Origin of the sequence: Streptomyces sp. NPDC058195, from assembly GCF_042883525.1 — a bacterium.
GTDB lineage: Bacteria > Actinomycetota > Actinomycetes > Streptomycetales > Streptomycetaceae > Streptomyces.
The window spans coordinates 40,832-61,340 of record NZ_JBHVVM010000004.1 but is presented as its reverse complement, the minus strand read 5'-3'; the positions used below and the strand labels follow the sequence as shown (position 1 = coordinate 61,340).

Below are 20,509 nucleotides of genomic sequence, written 5' to 3'. Positions count from 1 at the left end.
TTGCTCCACCCCCATGGCGTTCGGTCATTCAACGCCGGTTTTCAGTCATCCGTTCCCGAGCCGAGTCGGCATATTCCTTGATCGAATTCGGTCTGCGGCCGTTCTTCCCAGTTGTCCCGTGCACTCCACACCCCCGTTCGAACCGGAATTCGAGCCTCAGACTTCTTTTCGCATCAGATCCAGCAGACGCTTTCCGCTGACGGTGAGCTCAGCGGCGCCTTCCAGCGTATCGAGGGCCTGTGACACACCCTCAAGACAGCGCGGATCGAATGCGCCCAACGCCACCCGCTCATAGGTGTCGGCCAGCAACCGGGAAAACGGAACTGGTTCTTCCTGCCAAGGAATCCGATGTTCCCAGGAGCCGTCCGCCGCGTAAAGATCCGCGACATCGGCAAGCGCCCGCAATTCGGCCCGCCGGAAACCCCGCAGCAGCGCGAACGCCAGGTCCTGCGCACCTGCGTCCGCCGAGATTCCCAGGGCGCCGTATCCGTGCCGCCCCACGGCGGGTTCGGAGGCGGCGAGATGACTGAGCGGCGTGAGAGTGGTGAGGCTCCGGACCATTTCCGCGGCCCGCGCGGGGGCCTTCGCCTCGATCAGCACCCAGGCCTCGCCGAGCCGGAACACCAGGTCCGCGGCGGCCCGGTCACCGAGCGCCGCCGCGGCCGGCGCGGTGAAGCAGTCGCGGTACGGATCGAGGTCGTCGAGCGCCAGCTCGAACACCGGACCGGGTACACCGCCCGGCATCGCGAACCGGCGCACCGGCCGCCAGCCGGGGGCGGCCGTCCGCGGCCGGGTGACCCGCCGCTCGGCCGGAGCGCCCCCGGCGCCGTCCCACCGGACCAGGAAGCCGTCCTCGACGGCGCGCACCCGCGCCGTGCCCCGCTCCCCCGCACCCTCGAGCCGCAACTCGCCGAGACCGGGCAGGACCAGTCGGCCGTCCGCGTGACCGACGTCCACGGGAAGGTCGAGACCGGCCCGGACGGCGGCGACCGCGAGATACGCCGGAAGCCGTCGCGCGGCCGTCACGTCCCCCGCCCCCGTGTGGAGCGATTCCAGCGCGCGCAGCAGCCAGGTGCGGGTGTACGGGTGGGCCAGTACGCCGTCCAGGCCGCGGACACCCTCGTCGGACGTCTCGATCGCGACGGCCAGCTCCCAGGCCCGCGCCCATGGCTCTCCGCCCCGCCCCTCCAGGTCGGCGTTGAGCCGGGCCAGCAGCATGCGGGTGAGGTCCCGCTGGGAGCCGGGCAGCTCCTCCCGCCCGGTCACCTCGGGAGCGACCAGGGAGGCCGCCGTCCGCGCCTCGACACCGCGCACCAGGGCGGCCAGGTCGGCGCAGTACACGGACGGGTTGTCGAAGGCGTCGGCCGGGCCGGCGGAGCGGTACCGGTGGGTGTAGAGCCCGCCGCCGCAGGAACGTACGACGGGACACCGCCGGCAGGTCTCACTGACCCCGGCCAGCCCGAGCTGCCGGGCCCGTACCCCCGGGTGGGCCGCCACCTCGTCGAAGCTGTGGGTGAAGACGTCGAAACCGGTGGCCGCGGCACCCTCGTAGGCGCTCTTGAGCGAGTCGACCTGCTCCAGCTGACCGTCGGTCTCGACGACGACGAGGTCGGTCGGGGCGAGCCCCAGGGACTCGGTGAGACTGGGGCCGCCGCTCAGTGTGGACAGCACCGAGGAAAACATCCGCACCGGCACCGGGCGCCCCTGCTCCTGCCAGCGGTCGAAGACCGCGAGGAGCCAGTCGGCGTACGCGGTGGGCGCCCCGTCCGGGCGCGGCGGCGGATCGTCCCAGGTGGCGTGCGGAAGCAGGAAGTCGATGAGCGGCGGTTCGAGTGCGGTGAGGGCGTCGAGGACCGCGTGGGGGTCGTTCTCGACGTCGATGGTGCACAGGAGCCCGAGGTAGAGGTGGCGGTAGCGCTCCTGCCGGAGCAGTTCCACGGCCCTGAGGACCAGCGGGTGGCTGCTGCGCCCGTCGGAGTAGCGGCGGTGGCGGTCGTTGGCGGCCTTGTCGCCGTCGAGGGAGATACCGACCCTGACGCCGAATTCGTCGAAGAGGTCGAGATACCGGGGACTGAGCTGCAGTCCGTTGGTATGAATGCGGAGATCGAGCTCCGCGACGCCGTCGAAGGCGGACGTCAGGGCTTCGCAGACGCGCCGCAGTCGGGCGGGCCCCGCCAGTAGGGGCTCCCCTCCGTGCAGGATCACTGACACGGAGGGCAGTGCGTGTGCCTTGGCATGCTCGGCCAAACGCTGAGCAGTCCGGAAGATGACGTCGTCAGAGATAGTTTTCGGGCGGGTGCGCCAACTCTGATCCGCATGTTCATAGACATAGCAATGGTCGCAGGCAAGGTCGCACCTGCTGTGCACTTTGAGCACGATTTCACGGAAGGGGACCAGGGGTCCTGTCATTCCCTCAGTCTAGCCAGCATGCACCGCGATTCAGAGCGCGGAGCTGAAGGTTGACGCCTGGGAGTGGCGGCCGGCCGAGGTGGTGAACACCCGGTCGAGCTTCCTGGTGGCTTCCGCGGTACCGAGGTCGATCCGGGAGAGCGGCACCGTGCTCTTCTTCGCAGCAGCGAAGGAGACAGAGGATTCGGAGGTCTTCATGGCAGTCCTTGAAGGGGAGTGTTCCGGGTCAGGGAAAAGCAGCCAGTTTCTGTACCATCACAGCGCCCGGCAGCACGACTGTACTACCCCTGACCAGCCGGGTCACTCCGACCAACTGCCCTTCACACGAGTGGATTACAGCCCGAATAGCGCAGTCGGGCGAAGGGTTCACTCCGCTGCGCGGAAAGGCGGAGACCCGGCGGGACGCACCGCGTCATCCGGGCGGAACGGTCCTGTCGGTCCACATCCCCTTCATGCAGTCCGTGACCCGTTCATGGGTGTCGCCCGCGACATCCGTGACCCTGGCCCGCACATAGAGCGACTCGACCCGCTGCGCGAAGCCTTCGGAGAACACCCCCACCAGCACCGTCTCGTGCGCGTCCACGCCTCCCATCAGGGGAAATCCCGCGCCGAACTCGATGAGCCTGAAGTCCGTCCCCGCCACGAAACCGGCGGCGGCCAGCTCTGCCGCGGCGCCGGAAACACTGTTCCACGGTGCGTCGGGCGCGTCCCCCTCGCCCTTCAGGACCACCCTGACGCTCCATGAGTCGATCACGGCCGTGTACTGGCCGCCGTTGAGCACCCCGACGCGCCAGGCGGGGGTTCCGTCGGCCAGCATCCCCTTCGCCCAGACGCCCCGCCACCCCAGGTGCGGACGGACCGTGCGGGCGTACTGCGCCCGCGCCAGCACCACACCCAGCGAGACCGCCAGAAGACTGCCCAGCACCTCCATGTCCATCAGGTGCAGCCGCCACGGCCACTGCGACCGGTCCCCCGGCGCCATGTTGCTCCGGACCGACTCCCAGACCAGCACCGCGACCAGCACCGCGAGAAGCACGAGGGGAACGGTGAACAGCAGGGCGCTCCGGCGCACCCTCACCTGTGCACCGGACACCGGGGTCTCACTTCTGCCCGTTCCCTCAGCCATCCGCCGTCCCCCCAGCGCACCGATTGCGATGAGACCGGAAAGCGGCAATCATCGCTAAAACAAGGCCAGTTGAACCACACTGCCACAGTGGGCCGGATCACACGAGAGCGTTTCAGGACCGAAAAACGCCGTTGGCGTCCCCGGACCGTTGCCGCGCGCGACGGGTCGCCTCTACGCTCTTGCCGCCATCCGGATCACCGATCGAGCATGCCGACAACCGCAAACGGGAGTGAACATGACGGCGCTTCCCGGGCCGCTCCAGAGCATGGTCTTCAGGAACGCCGATCTGCCGGCGCTCTTTCACCACACGGACGAGATCGCCATCGCGCGGCAGCGGGAGGCGGTGAACACCACCCGCATCCAGCTGATTCTGCTGGTCACGGGGGCTGTTCCAGCTGCATTCCCGTGGCACGCGGAGGTGGCCGGCACGTTTCGGCTCACCGATGGGGTCAGCGTGCTGGCCTACCTGGGTGTCCTGGTGACGGCGTACCTCTCGGCCCGGCGCAAAGCAAAGTCGCACTGGCAACTCAACCGCTCCGCGGCGGAGTTCATCAAGTCGATGTGCTGGCGCTACTCGGTCCACGGCTCACCGTTCGACACCGGCACGCATCACCCGGAGGCGGTGTTCGCCAACCGGCTGGAAGAGGGGCTCCAGGAGCTCCGCAAGGTGGGGTGGGCCGATCCGCGGGACCTGACGGCCGATTCGGGCGGGCTGATCACCGACTCCATGCGCGAGCTGCGGGAGAAGGCGTTCACCGTACGCAAGGAGACATACGTCCGGGACCGGCTGATCGAGCAGCGGAACTGGTACCGCAGGCGGCAGGAGGTGTCCCGGCGGGCCACCCTGGTCTGGTCGACCACGATCGGCGCGCTGACCGCGCTCGCCCTGGTGTTCGCGGTACTGAGGACGTTCTCCATGGCCGAATCCTTCGTCCTGACGGGGGCGCTCTCGGCCGCGGCGGCGGCCTGTCTCGCCTGGAGCGAGATGCGCCGCCACCACCCGCTGATCTCGGCGCACTCCCTGGTGGAGGAGGACCTGGAGGCCATGCAGGTGGCGATGGAGACGACACTGACGGAACGTCAGTGGCCAGGGGCGGTCTTCGAGACCGAGCGCATCGTCTCCCCGCAGCACACCGACTGGCTGGCCCGTCACCAGATGTGACGGACCGTCATTTTCCTGCGGGGCGGGCCGTCAGTCGCGTTCGACACCGTCGCGCCAGATGATCGTGACCGGGCGGCCCAGGCTCCGGGCGTAGGTCACGATGTCGCCCGTGCCGCCGAGACCGCGGGCGGGCTGGCCGTCCCAGACCGCGAGGAGGCGGTCGCAGTGGTCGGCGATGTAGGCGCCCGCCGCGTAGTAGGCCTCGTCGGTGGAGTGCGGGTAGTCCAGCCGGACCTCCCGGACCGCCCGGTCCTTGAGGGCCCGGTAGCGGGCGAGTTCGACCGCGTCGGCGAAACAGGACTCGTAGTCACCGCTCGGGATGACGACGGTGAGGTCCGCGCCGCGGGCCAGGGCGAGGTCGGCGAAGAGCTGGTCGGCCCCCACCGCCAGGCTGGAGAGCGCCTCCAGCGACCCTTCGACACCGCGGAGTGCCGCTCGCAGCCCCGCGAGCACATGGGCGTGGGCCTCTTCCGGAATGGTGCGATGACCGGTCACTCCGATGCGATTCACGGACCGAACCCCCTGAGGTGTCTGCCGGGGGCCCGGAGAGTCCTCCGGCTGGCACGGCGTCCGCCCCCGTTGCTCCTGCGTGACCGACCTGCCCCACATCATGCCAAATGCCGCGGGTCGAGCGGGAGCCCCCGCCCGGCATTCGGACGAGGGCTCCGTGCGTGGTCGGCCGCCTGTTCGAGGGGCGGAGCCGGAGTTACCGGAGGTGCCGGAGGCGTCAGTAGATGCTGACGCCGTACGCGCTCAGCGCCTCGGGGACGGGCTGGAAGTACGTGGTGCCGCCCGAGCTGCAGTTACCGCTGCCGCCCGAGGTGAGACCGATCGCGCTGGAGCCGGAGTAGAGCGGGCCGCCGGAGTCACCGGGCTCCGCGCAGACATTGGTCTTGATCATGCCGTAGACGATGTCGCCGTTGCCGTAGTTGACCGTGGCGTTGAGGCCCGTGACCGAGCCGCTGTGGGTGCCGGTGGTGGAGCCGCGGCGGGTGACGGACATGCCGACCGTGGCGTTGGCCGCACCGGTGATGTCGACGCTGCCGACGGTGCCCTCGTGGGAGACCGCGGAGTTGTCGTACCGGACCAGGCCGTAGTCGTTGGTCGGGAAGCTGGAGCCGGTCGTCGGGCCGATGCTCGTGGAGTTCGACGAGTTGGTGTACCAGGGCGGGTTGCCGTCGGTGCAGTGACCGGCGGTCAGGAAGTAGTAGGTGCTGCCGCTGCGGACGTTGAAGCCGAGGGAGCAGCGCCATCCGGGGGCGTATATCGCGTCGCCGCCGGAGATGAGCTTTCTGATCTGCCCGGTCGTGCGCTCGATCTTCAGCGCGCCCGCGTTGGCTCCGGCGGACTCCTTGATCCGCTCGATGTCCGCCTTGGAGACCGTGCGGTCGACGGTGACCACGAGCTTCTTGGTCGCCGGGTCGACGTTCCAGGCGGTGCCCGCCACATCGGCGCCGAGCACGGCGTCGCTCGCGGCGGAGAGCTGCTGGGTGCTGAAGGTGGTGGGCGAGTCGGCCTGGGCGCTGGGAACGGCCAGTGCGGCGACGGCGACGAGGCCCGCGGCGATGGCGACGGCCCGGGTGCGCCTGGCGGTGGAGCTGAGGGGGGCGGTGCGCTTGATCCTCACTTTTCATCCTCCCAAGGAGAAGTCGGGGGTCCGCCTGTGGGGTGGCCGGACCCGTGAGGCGCAGTCGTCGGCACGGCGGGAACCCGCGCCGCGGGCATGCCGTGCTCCTGACAAGCGCTGCGAGGGAGTATTCAAGGCGTCAACTTTTCACGCAAGAGGGCCCGTTGGCCGGCGATCTCCGCCCGTCCGGAAAACGGCCCCGGCGGCGCAGGTGGCGCCGGGGGCCGTGGTTCCGGGGATCTATGACGTGGTGTCAGCCGTCCACACGGTTGCGCTCCCCCGCCTCGACGGCGAGGGAGAGGGTGTTGCCGGGCGGCGGGAAGGGGCAGATGAAGTGGTCGGCGAAGGCGCACGGCGGCAGCAGCGCGCGGTTGAGGTCGACCGTCACGCTGCCGTCCCCGGCGGGCGCCGCGGGCCGCAGGAACCGGAAGCGGTAACTGCTGTTCCCGCTGGTGGCGTCGGCGAAGACCGCCCAGAGCGAGCCGTCCGGCTCGACCGCGACCCGCAGGGTGTGCCCGGCACCGTCCGCCTCGAAGGCGATCTCTCCGGCGAGCCCGAGACCGCGTTCCGCCCCGTCGGCGTTCTCGACCCGGACCGTGCGGGCGCTGTCGTACGGGCGGAAGGTGCCCGGGAACACCCAGCGCGGGTCGTACGGGGTGGCCTCGATGGCCCGGAAGGCGCGCCGGGCCGGGGAGTCGGGATCGAAGTCGCGTACCGCCCAGAGCCCTTCCCTGCTCAGCAGGACCAGCCGTCGGCGGCCGTGGGCGACGCGCGAGGTGCTGATCGGGCCACGGTCGGCGGTGAGGCGGACCTGGCCGGTGAAGGGTTCGCCGTCGACGGTCAGCCCGTCCTCGGCCGAGGCGCTGAGCACGACCGCCCCGTCGTCCTCCCGCCACTGCCCGGTCACCCCGGGGATGTTCCCCTCCGGGTGGCCGGAGAGCCAGTGGGTGCCCGTGAGGGAGAGCGGTCCGTAGGGTCCGGCGACCGTGGCGGTGCGCTCCTCGTGCCAGTGATTCCAGTCCTGTGCCGCCTGTTCGGCTCCGTGCGGCTGTGGTGCGTCCGTGCTCATGGGGTCAACCCTTCCACACCGGCTCGGCCAGCCCCAGGTGCGACCGCAGCGTGCTGCCGGTGTACGCGGTACGGAACACTCCGCGCTCCCGCAGGAGCGGGACGACCCGGTCGACGAAGTCGTCCAGGCCACCGGGGGTGAGATGCGGTACGAGGATGAACCCGTCGGCGGCCCCGGCGGCGACGAACCCGGTGAGCTGGTCCGCGACCGTACGGGGGCTGCCGATGAAGGACTGCCGGCTCGTCGTCTCGATGACGGTCTGCCGGATCGACAGCCCCTTCTCCTCGGACAGCGCCCGCCAGCGTGCCGCGACGGCGAGCGGATCGCCGTGCCCGGCCCGGCCCTGCGACAGGGCGGCCCCGGGGTCGGGGTCGATGGACGGCAGCGGGCCGTCGGGGTCGCAGGAGGAGAGATCGCGGCCCCAGACCTGCTCCAGGGCCAGCAGCGCGTTCTGCGGGGAGACCTGTCGGCGGCGGATCTCGGCCGCCTTCTCGTGGGCCGCCGCGTCGCTGTCCGCGAGCACGAAGGTGACCCCGGGCATGATCTTCAGCTCGTCGGGGGTCCGGCCGTACTTCGCCAGCCGTGACTTGACATCGGTGTAGAAGGCGCGGCCCTCCTCCAGGGTGGCGTGGCGGGTGAAGACGATGTCGGCGGCGGAGGCGGCGAACTCGCGGCCCTCGGGGGAGTCCCCGGCCTGGATGACGACCGGGCGGCCCTGCGGGGAGCGGGGCACGGTGAACTCGCCCTCGACGGCGAAGTGCCGTCCGTGGTGCCGGAAGGGGCGCGGGGTGCCCGCGGGCGTCCAGCTGTCCCACAGTTCCCGGGCGGTGGCCACGAACTCGGCGGCCCGGGTGTACCGGTCGGCCCGGTCGAGATAGCCGCCGCGCCGGAAGTTCTCGCCGGTGAAGGCGTCCGGCGAGGTGACCACGTTCCAGGCGGCCCGGCCCTCGCTGAGGTGGTCGAGGGTGGCGAGGCGCCGGGCCAGCTCGTACGGCTCGTTGAAGGTGGCGTTGAGGGTGGCGGCGAGGCCGATCCGGCTGGTGACGGCCGCGAGCGCGGAGAGCACGGTGAGGGATTCGGGGCGGCCGACCACGTCCAGGTCGTGGATGCGGCCCTTGTGTTCGCGCAGTCTCAGCCCCTCGGCGAGGAAGAAGAAGTCGAACGTGCCCCGTTCCGCGGTGCGGGCGAGGTGCTCGAAGGAGGCGAAGTCGATCTGGCTCCCGGCGCGGGGGTCCGCCCAGACGGTGGTGCTGTTGACACCCGGGAAGTGGGCGGCCAGGTGCATCTGCCGGGGCGCGGTGGTCATGCCCGTCCTCCCTGGGTGGCGTACCGGCTGGCGGGGCGGGCCAGTGCGAGGTGCTCGCGCAGGGTGCCGCCGGGGTAGAAGGTGCGGAACAGACCGCGGTGCTGGAGCAGGGCCACGGTGCCGTTGACGATCCGTTCGAGGTCGCGCCCGGGGGTGATGGGTGTGAGGTGGAAGCCGTCCGCGGCCCGCGCCCGGTGCCAGCGGGTGATCAGTTCGGCGAGGTCCACCGGACCGCCCCGGAAGTACGAGCCGCCCGCGGCCAGCGGCGGCCCGGACTCCAGCCCGTGCTCCGGGGCACGCTCGGCGTCGCCGAGGTCCACGGTGAGCGCCACCAGGACCCGGAGCGCTGCGGGGTCGCGCCCGTACGCCGCGGCGCGTCGGCACACCTCGGCGCGGGCCCCGGCCGCCCGCTCGGGGGTGGTGGCCCGTACCAGGGCGACGTCGGCGTGGCGGGCGGCGGTCTCGCGGGCCGGGCCGCCCGTCGCGTCGACCACGATCACCGGGCGGCCCTGCGGGGGCCGGGGCACGATCGCCGGTCCCCTGACGGAGAAGAAGACGCCTTCGAAGTCGATGTGGTGCAGTTTGCCGCGGTCGATGAAGCGACCGGTGGCGGCATCCCTGATCTCGGCGTCGTCCTCCCAGCTGTCCCAGAGCCGGGCGCCCGCGTCAGCGCACTCCCCCGCCTCGCGCCACAGGGCGTCGGCGGGTGCCGCGGGGCGGCGGCCGAACAGCCGGGCCTCGGCCTTCGTCGTCGACACGTCGGCCCGCCAGCCCGCCCGGCCCCGGCTCACCCAGTCCAGGGTGGCCACGGCGGACGACACGTGGAACGGCTCGGTGTGGGTGGTGGTGACGGTGGGCACCAGGCCGATCCGGCGGGTGGCGGGCGCGACCCGGGCGAGTACGGCGAGCGCGTCGGGCCCCGGTCGGGCGAAGGAGTCGCCGAGCGTGACGAAGTCGAGGGCACCGTGCTCGGCGAGCCGGGCGAGGCCGGTGTAGTGCCCGGGGTCGTAGCGGGGCGGGCCGCCGATCTCGGCGGCGAGGTGCAGGGGCGCGGTCGGGGGCATGGGTGTACCTCTCGGGTCGGTGGGGCGGCTCGGGGCTTGCGGGCCCCGGGCCGCGGGTGTGGCTGGCTCTCGCCGCGGGCGGGCTCCCTCAGGCGAGGTCCCTCAGGAACGTGAGTGCCGCACGGGCGGTCGCGTCGTTCCGCCGGAAGGCCGGGCCGCCGGTGCGCGGCCGGGTGAACACCGCGCCGGTGCGCGCGCTGGTGTACGGGCCGAGCGCGAAGCGGCGCGGGTGCGGCCGGCCGTCACGGCCCAGGACGTGGCCGGTTCCGGGGTCGACAGCGAGCAGTCCGGTGGCGGTGACGGCCGCCCCGTCCGCGTACAGCTCCTGGAGCAGCGGGCTGCGGGTGCGTTGCAGGGCGGGATCGGGCAGCCGGGCCTCGATCAGGGTGCGGGCCGCCGTGCGCGGGCCGGTGACGGTGGTGCTGCCCGCCAGGAAGAGGCCGCGCCGCTCCTCGGCGCTGACGGTCATCCCGGCGCCGAGGAACCGCACGATTCCGGCCCTGGAGAGGGCGAGGAGCTGGTGCAGCCGGGGTCCGGGCGGGCCGGAGGCGAGGAAGCCGAAGAATCCGTGCCACCAGTGCCCGGGGTCGCCGAGGCGGGCCAGCTGCCCGTGGACGGAGAGCAGTCCGAGGAAGACCGCGAGGTCCGGGCTGTACGCGGGGTCGTGGCGGCGTGCCAGGTCGGCGGTGATGTAGCCGCGCATCCCCTTCTGGAAGGCGTCGTGGGAGGGGTAGCGCACCCCGCTCAGCGGGCGGTCGAGCGCGTCGAGACCGAGCCGGTCCGCGGGGTCGGGGACGGCGGCGGCGACGAGCGCGGCCAGTTCACCGCCCGCCGGGTCCGCGGCGGCGTACCGCCGCTCGAAGGCGGCCCGGCCGCCCGTGGTGCGCTCGGGGTGGGCCGTGAAGAGCCGGTGGTAGTGCGCGTGACCCAGCTCTTTGGCGATGTGCGGCCACACATCGCGCCGGAAGTCGAGCGGCCCGTCCGCCGTCAGCAGCGCCTCGATCCGGTCCGGGCCGAAGAAGCGCGGCAGCGGCGGCTTCTCGCCCTGCCAGCCGTAACCGATCTTGGAGTGGTAGGGGACGCCCCGGCGCGATCCGACGTACAGCACCGGCTCCCTGCCGGACGGCAGGTACGTGCCGTCCGCGTGGCGCCCGCCACGGCCCTCCGTGAGGAGCACCATCAGGTCGACGAAGGCGAGTCCGAAGCCGCGCACGAGGACCGGCTCCCCTGCCGGCACGGCGCTCAGATCGCTGTCGGCGGTGAAGTCGGGCGGCAGGTGGAGAAGGCCGTGCCGGTGCGCGAAGTCGGCCAACTCCGCCTGTTCCGGATCGGGTTCGGCTTCGAGGTGGCCGACGGCGAGGACGACGGCGTCGGTGAGCAGCGGCGTGCCGCGCCCCTCCAGCCAGACCCGCTGGCGGCCCTCGCGCGACCCGGAGACCCGTACGGCGCTGCCCCGGTGCCAGTGGACGGCGACGCGTTCCGGGAGGGCGGCCACGGCCCGCTCGTACACCCAGCGCAGATAGGCGCCCTGCACCCGGCGGTCCGGGAAGCCGTCATCGGCCAGGGCTGCGATCCCGTCGAGGAGTCCGGCGTCCGCCCCCGTCCCGTCCGGGGTCCTCGCGCGCCCGCCGCGTACCTCCCCGGCCCAGGTGTGCAGCGCGGGCCCGGGGCGGACCGGCCCCGCCATGCGGACCGTGTCGTCGGTGAACATGGTGACGTCCTCGGCCCGGGAGTTCATCCAGAGCAGCGGAGACTGGTCGTGCCGCCAGACCCGTCCGCCGCCGGGCGGGTGCGGGTCGATGACGTGGATGGTCAGCGGGCGGTCGCCGTACAGGCCGGGGGCGTTGGCGGCGATGCGCTCGATCAGTCCGGTGCCGCTGGGTCCGGCGCCTATGACGACGAGCGCCGGTGTCCCGCTCACCGGGCACCCGCTGGGGCGCACACGGGGAGGAGGCGGGCCGGGGCTGGGGCGGGGGCAGGGGGTTGCGCGGGCATGCGAAGGCTCCGTGGATGCAGAGAGCGGACACGGGTGTGCCTTCGGCCGTCACACAACGCGGACCGGGCCCCTCAGCGCCGGTCCGCCCCCGAGACAAGCGCCGACGGCGCCGGATTGTCAATGCCCGTCCACACTGTGAGCCGTACGTCCAGGCCCAGTTGACGGCTCATCGGATGCCTGTTCCACTGGGGCTATGTATGCGCAGCAGCGGCTGGTCAGGCGCTCCCACATCGACTTCGGTCGCGTGTGGTCCGCCTCCTGTTGAGCCAGCCCCCTGCGCCTCTACGTCTTCTCGCCTCGGGCCCCGTACGGCGCCCGGGTGCCGCGCCCCCGGTGCCTTCGGCACACAACGCAGCTTTGCCCCTCCCCTCGCCGTACCGCGCCGTGTCTCTCCGTGCGGTTCAGCAGCTGCAATCGCAGCAGTCACATCCTTCACAGCAGCTCCCGCAGTTGCTGCAACAGTCACAAGCCTCGCAGCAGTCTCCGCAGTCGCAGTTGTTGCAGAGGCCCTCACGGGGCTGACGGCCCCACGGGTCCTCGAACGTGCCGCAGCACATCTGGCACGTACAGGCCAGTCCCGCCCAGACCAGGCATCCGGCGACCAGACCACGCCGGTCGCGCGGCGGTTCCGGTGGCCGCGGCGGGCTCGCGGGGCCGCCGGGCCCCGGCGCGTACGGATTGCCCGGCGGCGGTCCGAAGGATCCGTCCGGCCGGGCACTGGCCCCCGCGCCCGTCCCGTCCAGGAGCACGCCGCCCGCCCGGTGCGAGCACGCCTCGGTGCCGAAGGCCCGGTCCACCGACCGGCGCAGCTCGTGCGCGAGCAGCACATGGGCCAGTTCGGCGTCGGTGAACTCGGCGTCGCGCAGTGCCAGCCGCACCCCGTGCAGCGCGTCGTCGCAGAGCCGTCGCGCCTCGGCGCGCGAGGTGCCGGTCGCGGTCAGCGGGTTCCAGGCGCCCGCCGCGGCGTCGGCCGCCTGGTCCTCCACGGCGTCCAGCAGATGGGCCAGGCGCCCGAAGAGGCGGCCCGCCTCGGCGAGCGGCTCCGCGTTCTGCGGCTTCCCGGCGAGCACCGCGGTGTGGGCGAAGGCGGCCGCGGTGGCGGTCTCGGTGGGTTCGGTGACGGTGAGCAGCGGGGTGCCGGGTCCGGCGGCCAGCTCGATACCGGTCTGCCGGTCGACGGCGTCCACCAGCAGTGCCGTATCGAAGCCGAGCCGGGCACCGGCGCGCGCACCGGCCCGGTCCCAGCCCGCGGCGACCCTGCGGGCGGCGGCCGCGACCGGACGGCGCCTCAGCAGGCCGTCCCCGTCCGCGGCGTGGTCGCGGACCTTCGCGGAGGCGAGGACCAGGGAGACTGCGGCGGCCAGCCGGGCCCCCTCGCCCTGGGCGACCGGGGCGGTGCGCATGGCGCGCAGCGGGCAGGGGCCCGCCGTGCGCCGCCATCCAGTGGTGCGCTCGGACTGAGCCTCCGTCAGGACGGAGACGATCAGCCCGTCATAGTTCGTCACGATCCTGGCGAATTGACCGTGGTCGGAGCGGAGCGCGAGGCAGAGTCCGCAGAGGTGCGCCATCCACTCGGTCCTGAGCCCCTCGGACAGGCGGTGGGTACAGGGCCTGACTATTCCGAACACGACGGTCCCCCGAGAGTCGTTCATCCGTGCGCCGGGCTCACACGGCCGGGCGACAGGCATCGTATTCGAGCGTTCCCCCACCGGTACGCCCCCGGCATCACCCGTACGGTCCGAAGCATCACATTTTCTTTTCTTCAGACTCCCGATGCGGGAGAAACCCTGACGAATCGACAGATCCTCTGCACCAGTACCGTCACGAAACCCCTGCGCGCCGACTATCCACTTGGCGCACGATCCGCATCATGGACGACCATAGGGAGACGAAAGAGATGCGGACATCACGGAACCGCGGTGAGAGGAGGCGTCCATGGGATCGGTGCGCAAGGCAAGTGCCTGGCTGGGCCTCGTGGAGGACAACGACGAGCGGTACTACGACGACGAGTACGCCGAGGGCGCGCAGACCGGGACCGGCCCCGCCTGGGTGACGGACCCTCGGGTGCAGGTCGCGGCGGAGGCCGCCGAGGAGACGGACCGCCGGATCGCCACCGTGACCCCGGAGAGCTTCCGGGACGCGCGGGCCATCGGCGAGCTCTTCCGGGACGGCGTTCCCGTGATCGTCAACCTCACGACCATGGACCCCACGGACGCGAAGCGGGTCGTCGACTTCGCCGCCGGCCTGATCTTCGGGCTGCGCGGCTCGATCGAGCGTGTGGCCACCCGGGTCTTCCTGCTGACCCCGGCCGACACCCAGATCGTCACCGAAGCCGCCGGCCGACGGACCGACGGCTTCTTCAACCAGAGCTGAGCAGGGTGCTCGCCGGACGGCCCGAGGACGGACGGCCCGAGAACAGCCGATCCGGGGACGGACGGCCTGAGGACGGACGGCCCGGGGGCGGACGGGACGCCGCCTCCTAGCGGAAGGCGTCCAGGCCGGTGAGCGCCTTGCCCAGCACCAGCTGGTGCATCTCCACGGTCCCCTCGTACGTGAGCACCGACTCCAGGTTCGTCGCGTGGCGCATCACGGGGTACTCCAGCGAGATCCCGTTGGCGCCGAGGATCGTGCGCGCGGTACGGCAGATCTCGATCGCCTCCCGCACATTGTTGAGCTTCCCGAAACTGACCTGCTCCGGGCGGAGCCTGCCCGCGTCCATCCGCTGGCCCAGGTGGTGAGCGAGCAGGATGCCCTTGTGCAGTTCCACGGCCATGTCCGCGAGCTTGGCCTGGGTCAGCTGGAAGCCGCCGATCGGCCGCCCGAACTGCTCCCTGGTCCGCGCGTAGTCCACCGCCGCCTCGAAGCTGGCACGGGCCGCGCCCATGGCGCCCCAGACGATGCCGTACCGGGCATGGCTGAGGCAGCTGAGCGGACCGCGCAGGCCGGTGACGCCCGGGAGCACCGCATCGGCGGGCAGCCGCACCTCGTCGAGGACCAGTTCGCTGGTGACCGAGGCGCGCAGGGACCACTTGTGCCTGATCTCCGGAGCCGAGAAGCCCGGGGTGTCGGTCGGCACGGCGAATCCGCGGATGCCGTCGCCGGTCTGCGCCCAGACCACAGCGACCCCGGCGACCGAGCCGTTGGTGATCCACATCTTGCGGCCGCTGAGCACCCAGTCCCCGCCGTCGCGGCGGGCATGGGTCCGCATCCCCGCCGGGTCGGAGCCGTGGTCCGGCTCGGTGAGCCCGAAGCAGCCGATGATCTCACCGGCCGCCATGCCCGGCAGCCAGCGCTGCCGCTGCTCCTCGGAGCCGAAGCGGTGGATGGCGTACATGGCGAGCGAGCCCTGCACGGAGACCAGGGAGCGGATGCCCGAGTCGGCGGCCTCCAGCTCCAGGCAGGCCAGTCCGTACTGGACGGCGGTGGCGCCCGCGCAGCCGTATCCCTGGAGGGACATCCCGAGCGCGCCGAGCGAACCCAGCTCGCGGGCCAGCTCCCGGATGCCGGGCAGTTCGCCGTTCTCATACCACTCGGCGATGTGCGGCAGGACCCGGTCGGCGGCCCAGTCACGGACGGTGGCGCGGATCGCGAGGTCCTCGGCGCCGAGCAGATCGTCGATGCCGAGCGGGTCGGCGGGGTCGAAGGGGGGGAGCTTCGAGGGCTCGGTGGTGGACATGTGGATGCCTCCGGCGGCTCGCGCGACACTAAAAACTAGCAGTGGTAGTTACGAACTCGCCCCGACGTTACGGCTCAGTGCGCCGCCCGTCCAGAGCCGGTCGCCCCGGCGGGTCGGCACCGGTCGGGCCGTGGCAGGGGGCGCTGCGCACGGCTGGCCTCGGGGCTTTCGCGCGGGGCCTCGACGCTCTCGCGCACCGTCTGGGCGGCGGCCGGATCCCGCGCTTCCCCGGGCACCGGCGGCGGGCAGTCCATCCGCCGCGGCAGCCGCAGCGCGGCGAACGCCCCGGCCAGCAGCAGGGCGGCACTGACCAGCAGCGTGACGTGCAGTCCCGTGACGAAGGAGGCACGGGCGGTGGAGCGCAGCAGTGCGCCCAGCGACCCGCCCAGCCGGTCAGCCACCTGGTAGGCCTCGCCCAGCGAATGGGTGGCGGCGGCACGGGCCCCGGCCGGTACGCCGGCTTCCGTGAGCTTCGAGAGTCCGGGCGCGTAGGCGGCGTTCATGACGCTGCCGAGCAGGGCGATCCCCATGCCCGCACCCAGCTGGTACGAGGTCTCACCGATCGCCGCCGCCCCGCCCGCACGGTCGGCGGGGGCGTCGCTGAGCATGGACTCGTACGCCCCGAAAAGCGTGCACTGGAGTCCGAAGCCGAGGAAGACGAAGGCCACCGCCAGCAGGAGGGGCCGGTCGTGCTGGCCCATGACGGTCAGCACCAGCACCGATACGGCGGTGAGCACGAAGCCCCAGCCGACCATCCGGCGCGGACCGAGGCGGCGCAGCGTGTACGAGCCGGTGGCGCCCGCGGCCATGGCGGCGAGGGTGAGCGGCAGCAGCCGCAGGCCCGTCTCCAGCGGACTCAGGCCGAGAACCAGCTGGAGGTACTGGACGGCTATGAGCTCCAGCCCGACCAGGGCCAGCATGGCCAGGACGATGCAGCCCACCGCGGTGGAGAAGGCGGGCCGAGAGAACAGCCCGATGTCGATCAGCGGGTTCGCGCGCCGTTTCTGACGGCGTACGAACACGACGAGCAGCACCGCCCCGATCAGCAGCGGAGCGAGCGCGGCCAAGGTCAGCGCCCCCTCACCGGTGCCCACCCGCTTCACCCCGAGGACCACTCCGAGCACCCCGGCCGCAGCCATCAGCGCGCCCAGCACGTCCCACGGGCCGTCATGGCTGCCGCGCGACTCGGGCAGGAGCAGCCGCCCGGCCGGCAGGACCAGCGCCATCAGCGGAACGTTGATCAGGAAGACCGAGCCCCACCAGAAGTGCTCGACCAGAAAGCCGCCGACGACCGGTCCGGCGGCGGCGCCCACCGCCGCGACCGCGCTCCAGATGCCGATCGCCACGGCCCGTTCGCGCCGGTCGGGGAAGACCTGCCGGAGGATCGACAGCGTCGCGGGCATGATCATCGCGCCGCCGACCCCGAGCAGGGCGCGCGCCGCTATGAGGACGCCGGGGCTCCCGGCCATCGCCGCGAGCGCGGAGGCCGCGCCGAAGAGGGCGTAGCCGAGCAGCAGCACCCGGCGGCGGCCGACCCGGTCACCGAGGGTGCCGAAGAGGACCAGGAGCGAGGCGCAGACCAGCGGGTAGGCGTCGACGATCCAGAGCAGGGCGCCCGCGTCCGGCCGCAGGTCCTCGGTGACGGCGGGTACGGCGACGTGGAGCACGGTGGAGTCGAGCGCCACGAGCAGGAGGCTGAGGCAGAGGACGATGAGGACGACCCATCGATGGGCACCGTCGTCCGATGGGCGCAGCCGGAATCGGGCTGCGGTCGTCCCGGACATGCATGTACCTCCCAAGGTCCCTCGCGCGCGGCGGTCCAACCGGGGGCGCGGCCGTTCGCCGTCCCTCATGGCCCGGCATCGACGGGCGAGTGATGCGTCAGCGTACGCGAGTTCGGAGCCCCCACACGTGCTCCATCCCATACCCGTCCGGGCCGCACGATGTGGCGTAGGCCACGCCGGACCGGCGCCGGGACCTGCGAGGACACCCCCGCACCCGGCACAGGACGGTACTCGGCCGCCTCCGCGGACCGGCCGCCGGGCCCGGCCCGGGAGCGGCGGGTGACCGGACCGGCACGTTCCGTTCCCTCCCTTTCGGGGGCCGGATACATTCATACCGGCACCTCCTGAGCTTTTCTGCCCGCAGCCAAACACCCTTCCGAAATGCGTGCGAAATCAATAGCGGGAAGGCCCGCCCGGATACCCGCACGGGTCAGGAATTAAGACCTCACTGAGACATAGTCCACATCACATCGTCATCACGAAGAGACCGGATCGCCCTGGTGCCGCACTAACGCGCTGTAACGTCGATTGGGTGCGTACCGACATCTTTGCCCGGCTGGACCGGGAGCCGGAGCCGCCGAAGATAGAGCCACCGCGGATGAGCCGTCACCGCATCGCGCTCTTCGGCGGGACGTTGGCGTTCTATCTCGCCATCGTCGTGGCCGTGCTGGTCTCATCCTGGCTGGTGACGCTGGACTGGAAGGTCATGCTGTTCCGGCCGTACCAGCAGTGGCCGGAAATCCACGCGTTCCTCGACTACTACGTCGTGCTCGGCCAGCGCGGACCCACCGCCACCATGGTCGCCTGCTGGCTCGGCTGGCGCTCCTGGCGGCAGCACACGCTGCGGCCGCTGCTGACGCTGGGTGCGGCGTTGCTGCTGCTCAACGTGACGGTCGGCGCGGTCAAGATCGGCCTGGGGCGCCTGGGCCCGCACTACGCGACGCAGATCGGTTCCGCCGAACTCTTCGCCGGCGGCGACATATTTCCCTCCGGGCACACCGCCAACGCGGTGGTGACCTGGGGAATCCTGGCTTATCTGGCCACCACTCCAAGGGCCCGGCGGTACCTCTCGGCGATGTCGGCCATCGTCTCGCTCGGCGTCGGCCTCACCACCGTCTATCTCGGTACGCACTGGCTGAGCGATGTTCTGCTGGGCTGGACCGCCGGGCTCCTGATCATGCTGGGGCTGCCCTGGGTGGAGCCGCTGATCACCCGGGCCGAGGCCTGGATCTTCGCCCAGCGCGAGATCCTGGGGCTGGGCCGTCCCGCTCCATCCGCCCCGGTCGCGGTGGGCGGTCCCCTGACCGTGCCCTTGCCGCAGCAGGACAGCGGTGAGGTCCCGGCGCAGAACCTGGCGCGCACCACGGCCCAGAGCCCGCCGCTGGAGCCGGTCGCCGCGAACGGCACGGGCGGGCGCCCGCGCCCGCACACCTCCCATCCGCCGCACCTGGTGCGTTCGGAGCGGACCCCGGTCACCCCGGCCGGCAGTCGTCGGCCGCCGCACGCCGACCGCACCCCGCGCGGCGGTACGGCACCCGCCAGGCCGGTGGCAGGCGGCTGAGACCCGGCCGCCCACGGGGGCCGGTACGCACCACCGCTCCCCCGGAACGCGGGAAGGCCCCGACTCCGGTCGGGGCCTTCCCGCGTTCCGGGGTCCTCCGCGTGCCTCAGCCGAGCCAGCAGCGGGTGACGACAGAGCCGTCGACCTCGAAGTTGATCCGTCCGCTCCGGAACTCCATCGTGATGACCGTGCCCGGCGGCAGGGATCTGACGGTGCTCCAGCCACGGCTGCGGGCGCGCCGCTCGGCGGCTTCGGCGGAGAGGCCGACGTACTGTCCGGGGGCGTCGTCGGGCTGGGCGGGCGGGGTCGGTAGGGGTGCCATGTCCCTCACCGTAAGCCGCCGCGAGCAGTGGCGGAAGCCGGGCGGCCCACGGTGACCGGCATCCCCACATCCCCTGCCGGTCACGCTTGTGTCACAGGATCACGACACGTGTCCCGGATGAATCCCGCCGCACGGACACCGCCTCCGGGCATCGGACACACAGTAATCACACAAGCCGGAGAACGATCACACGCAAGGCCGGAAATCGGACCGGAATACCCCGCGCCGGGAGCATGGAATTCCCGCACCGAATGCCCCTCGTAAATGAGCGGGCCGCCGGGAATTCACGCTTCCTTATGGCCCCCTTATCCTCTGGTCACAATATTTCGTACCGAAGTGCCGGACTCCCCCGGACTCTCCCGGTCTCTCTCCCCGGACCCTCCCGGGCGTGCTCAGCCCAGGGCCCGGGACAGCCGGTCCCTCAGTACCCGGATCGCGTCCTGGAGCTCCGGGGGTTCGACCACCTCGAAGTCGAAGCCCATCATCATCACGTGGATGATCAGCACCTCCACCCCGTGCGCCCCGGTGCGCAGCAGGCAGGTGTCGGCGTCAACCGCCTCCAGCACCCCGGCCGACGGCGAGATCCGTTCGCTCGCGCGCTCGATCCCCGCCTTCAGCCGGATCACCGCCCGCGCCGGGTACGCCTGGATGGAGACCCCCTTCGAGACATAGGCGGCCAGATCCTCGGCGGGGCCCTCGCGGGGGACGAACCTCGGGCCGTGCGGCGGGGTGGGAGTGATCCGGTCCACCCGGAACGTACGCCAGTCCTCCCGGTCCAGGTCCCAGGCGACCAGGTACCAGCGGCGCTCGGTGCACACCAGCCGGTGCGGCTCGACGGTGCGCCGGGAGGCGGAGCCGGAGTGGCCCCGGTAAGCGAAGCGCAGCCGCTCGGCGTCGCGGCAGGCCGCGGCCAGCTCGGTCAGCACGCCCGCGTCGGCGACCGGGCCCCCGGGCCCGCGCAGCATCGGCACGGTGAAGGTGTTCAGCGCGTTCACCCGGCGCCGGAGGCGGTCCGGCAGCACCTGTTCGAGCTTGGCCAGGGCCCGTACGGAGGTCTCGCCGATGCCCTCGACACCGTGGCCCGCCGCGGTGCGCAGGCCGACCGCGACGGCGACGGCCTCCTCGTCGTCCAGGAGCAGCGGCGGCAGCTGGGCCCCGGCGCCGAGCTGGTAGCCGCCGCCGGTGCCGGGGCTGGCGTTGACCGGATAGCCCAGGTCCCGCAGCTTGTCGACGTCGCGGCGGACGGTCCGCGGGGTGACCCCGAGCCGATCGGCGAGATCGGCTCCGGACCATTCGCGGTGGGCCTGGAGCAGTGAGAGCAGACGCAGCAGTCGTGCCGAGGTCTCCAACATGGGGCGAGTCTGCCAGGGCTTGCGGACAGCCTGTGTCCGCGAGGCGGCCGTCCAG

17 protein-coding genes are annotated in these 20,509 nt (G+C 72.0%); 3 read left to right on the top strand and 14 right to left on the bottom strand.

Annotation, left to right across the window (positions count from 1 at the left end; genetic code table 11):
* Nucleotides 1-156: 156 nt before the first annotated feature.
* The 3 genes from fxsBH to ACFVWY_RS06280 all read right to left on the bottom strand — a co-directional run bounded on the left by fxsBH (nt 157) and on the right by ACFVWY_RS06280 (nt 3,502).
* Nucleotides 157-2,409, bottom strand: coding sequence for a radical SAM/SPASM protein FxsBH, inactivated beta-hydroxylase extension form (fxsBH, locus tag ACFVWY_RS06290; protein ID WP_389867846.1), 2,253 nt, complete (start codon nt 2,407-2,409; stop codon nt 157-159).
* A 30-nt stretch (nt 2,410-2,439) separates the two neighbouring features.
* Nucleotides 2,440-2,607 (bottom strand): FXSXX-COOH protein, encoded by a 168-nt coding sequence (locus ACFVWY_RS06285; RefSeq protein ID WP_389867844.1) that lies wholly within the window; start codon nt 2,605-2,607, stop codon nt 2,440-2,442.
* A gap of 214 nt (nt 2,608-2,821) precedes the next feature.
* Complete coding sequence (locus tag ACFVWY_RS06280; protein ID WP_389867843.1) at nt 2,822-3,502, bottom strand: hypothetical protein; 681 nt, start codon at nt 3,500-3,502, stop codon at nt 2,822-2,824.
* Nucleotides 3,503-3,770: 268 nt separating this feature from the next.
* Here ACFVWY_RS06280 and ACFVWY_RS06275 point away from each other — a divergent pair, with 268 nt between their 5' ends.
* Nucleotides 3,771-4,697 carry a DUF4231 domain-containing protein gene (locus tag ACFVWY_RS06275; RefSeq protein ID WP_389867841.1) on the top strand — a complete coding sequence of 309 codons (927 nt, stop codon included), beginning with the start codon at nt 3,771-3,773 and terminating at the stop codon, nt 4,695-4,697.
* A gap of 30 nt (nt 4,698-4,727) precedes the next feature.
* Here the strand turns inward: ACFVWY_RS06275 and ACFVWY_RS06270 are convergent, their stop codons facing one another.
* From ACFVWY_RS06270 to ACFVWY_RS06240, 7 genes are all read right to left on the bottom strand, one after another.
* Nucleotides 4,728-5,207, bottom strand: coding sequence for a hypothetical protein (locus ACFVWY_RS06270; RefSeq protein WP_389867839.1), 480 nt, complete (start codon nt 5,205-5,207; stop codon nt 4,728-4,730).
* A 217-nt stretch (nt 5,208-5,424) separates the two neighbouring features.
* Nucleotides 5,425-6,324 (bottom strand): S1 family peptidase, encoded by a 900-nt coding sequence (locus ACFVWY_RS06265; RefSeq protein ID WP_389867838.1) that lies wholly within the window; start codon nt 6,322-6,324, stop codon nt 5,425-5,427.
* A 253-nt stretch (nt 6,325-6,577) separates the two neighbouring features.
* Complete coding sequence (locus tag ACFVWY_RS06260; protein WP_389867836.1) at nt 6,578-7,393, bottom strand: DUF1684 domain-containing protein; 816 nt, start codon at nt 7,391-7,393, stop codon at nt 6,578-6,580.
* Between the two features lie 4 nt (nt 7,394-7,397).
* Entirely contained in the window at nt 7,398-8,699 is a 1,302-nt protein-coding gene (locus ACFVWY_RS06255; RefSeq protein WP_389867834.1) for an NtaA/DmoA family FMN-dependent monooxygenase, read from the bottom strand.
* The gene (locus ACFVWY_RS06250) at nt 8,696-9,763 is read right to left on the bottom strand and encodes an LLM class flavin-dependent oxidoreductase (protein ID WP_389867832.1); all 1,068 of its coding nucleotides are present in this window, start codon (nt 9,761-9,763) and stop codon (nt 8,696-8,698) included. Before ACFVWY_RS06250 ends, ACFVWY_RS06255 begins: the two co-directional genes overlap by 4 nt.
* A gap of 88 nt (nt 9,764-9,851) precedes the next feature.
* The gene (locus ACFVWY_RS06245) at nt 9,852-11,684 is read right to left on the bottom strand and encodes an FAD/NAD(P)-binding protein (protein WP_389867830.1); all 1,833 of its coding nucleotides are present in this window, start codon (nt 11,682-11,684) and stop codon (nt 9,852-9,854) included.
* A 476-nt stretch (nt 11,685-12,160) separates the two neighbouring features.
* The gene (locus ACFVWY_RS06240; protein ID WP_389867828.1) at nt 12,161-13,327 is read right to left on the bottom strand and encodes a DUF5685 family protein; all 1,167 of its coding nucleotides are present in this window, start codon (nt 13,325-13,327) and stop codon (nt 12,161-12,163) included.
* 367 nt (nt 13,328-13,694) lie between these two features.
* On the opposite strand from ACFVWY_RS06240, the gene ACFVWY_RS06235 reads away from it, so the two are divergent.
* A complete protein-coding gene (locus ACFVWY_RS06235; protein WP_389867826.1) occupies nt 13,695-14,132 on the top strand; it encodes a cell division protein SepF in 438 nt (145 codons plus the stop codon).
* Between the two features lie 106 nt (nt 14,133-14,238).
* Here the strand turns inward: ACFVWY_RS06235 and ACFVWY_RS06230 are convergent, their stop codons facing one another.
* A complete protein-coding gene (locus ACFVWY_RS06230) occupies nt 14,239-15,435 on the bottom strand; it encodes an acyl-CoA dehydrogenase family protein (protein ID WP_389867824.1) in 1,197 nt (398 codons plus the stop codon).
* Between the two features lie 74 nt (nt 15,436-15,509).
* Nucleotides 15,510-17,219, bottom strand: a complete 1,710-nt coding sequence (locus ACFVWY_RS06225) for an MFS transporter (RefSeq protein ID WP_389867822.1) — start codon at nt 17,217-17,219, stop codon at nt 15,510-15,512.
* A gap of 532 nt (nt 17,220-17,751) precedes the next feature.
* Between ACFVWY_RS06225 and ACFVWY_RS06220 the strand changes: the two genes are divergently transcribed.
* A complete protein-coding gene (locus ACFVWY_RS06220) occupies nt 17,752-18,780 on the top strand; it encodes a phosphatase PAP2 family protein (RefSeq protein ID WP_389867820.1) in 1,029 nt (342 codons plus the stop codon).
* 106 nt (nt 18,781-18,886) lie between these two features.
* Here the strand turns inward: ACFVWY_RS06220 and ACFVWY_RS06215 are convergent, their stop codons facing one another.
* Complete coding sequence (locus ACFVWY_RS06215; RefSeq protein WP_389867818.1) at nt 18,887-19,102, bottom strand: I78 family peptidase inhibitor; 216 nt, start codon at nt 19,100-19,102, stop codon at nt 18,887-18,889.
* A 392-nt stretch (nt 19,103-19,494) separates the two neighbouring features.
* Nucleotides 19,495-20,454: a helix-turn-helix transcriptional regulator gene (locus tag ACFVWY_RS06210; protein ID WP_389867817.1), complete on the bottom strand. Its 960-nt coding sequence runs from the start codon at nt 20,452-20,454 to the stop codon at nt 19,495-19,497.
* Nucleotides 20,455-20,509: the final 55 nt, after the last annotated feature.

What these genes read in the sequence shown, in the direction of transcription:
- fxsBH (WP_389867846.1), bottom strand. Translation starts at nt 2,409, where the DNA reads ATGACAGGACCCCTGGTCCCCTTCCGTGAAATCGTGCTCAAAGTGCAC.
- ACFVWY_RS06285 (WP_389867844.1), bottom strand. Translation starts at nt 2,607, where the DNA reads ATGAAGACCTCCGAATCCTCTGTCTCCTTCGCTGCTGCGAAGAAGAGC.
- ACFVWY_RS06275 (WP_389867841.1), top strand. Translation starts at nt 3,771, where the DNA reads ATGACGGCGCTTCCCGGGCCGCTCCAGAGCATGGTCTTCAGGAACGCC.
- ACFVWY_RS06260 (WP_389867836.1), bottom strand. Translation starts at nt 7,393, where the DNA reads ATGAGCACGGACGCACCACAGCCGCACGGAGCCGAACAGGCGGCACAG.
- ACFVWY_RS06255 (WP_389867834.1), bottom strand. Translation starts at nt 8,699, where the DNA reads ATGACCACCGCGCCCCGGCAGATGCACCTGGCCGCCCACTTCCCGGGT.
- ACFVWY_RS06250 (WP_389867832.1), bottom strand. Translation starts at nt 9,763, where the DNA reads ATGCCCCCGACCGCGCCCCTGCACCTCGCCGCCGAGATCGGCGGCCCG.
- ACFVWY_RS06240 (WP_389867828.1), bottom strand. Translation starts at nt 13,327, where the DNA reads ATGGCGCACCTCTGCGGACTCTGCCTCGCGCTCCGCTCCGACCACGGT.
- ACFVWY_RS06235 (WP_389867826.1), top strand. Translation starts at nt 13,695, where the DNA reads ATGGGATCGGTGCGCAAGGCAAGTGCCTGGCTGGGCCTCGTGGAGGAC.
- ACFVWY_RS06230 (WP_389867824.1), bottom strand. Translation starts at nt 15,435, where the DNA reads ATGTCCACCACCGAGCCCTCGAAGCTCCCCCCCTTCGACCCCGCCGAC.
- ACFVWY_RS06225 (WP_389867822.1), bottom strand. Translation starts at nt 17,219, where the DNA reads ATGTCCGGGACGACCGCAGCCCGATTCCGGCTGCGCCCATCGGACGAC.
- ACFVWY_RS06215 (WP_389867818.1), bottom strand. Translation starts at nt 19,102, where the DNA reads ATGGCACCCCTACCGACCCCGCCCGCCCAGCCCGACGACGCCCCCGGA.
- ACFVWY_RS06210 (WP_389867817.1), bottom strand. Translation starts at nt 20,454, where the DNA reads ATGTTGGAGACCTCGGCACGACTGCTGCGTCTGCTCTCACTGCTCCAG.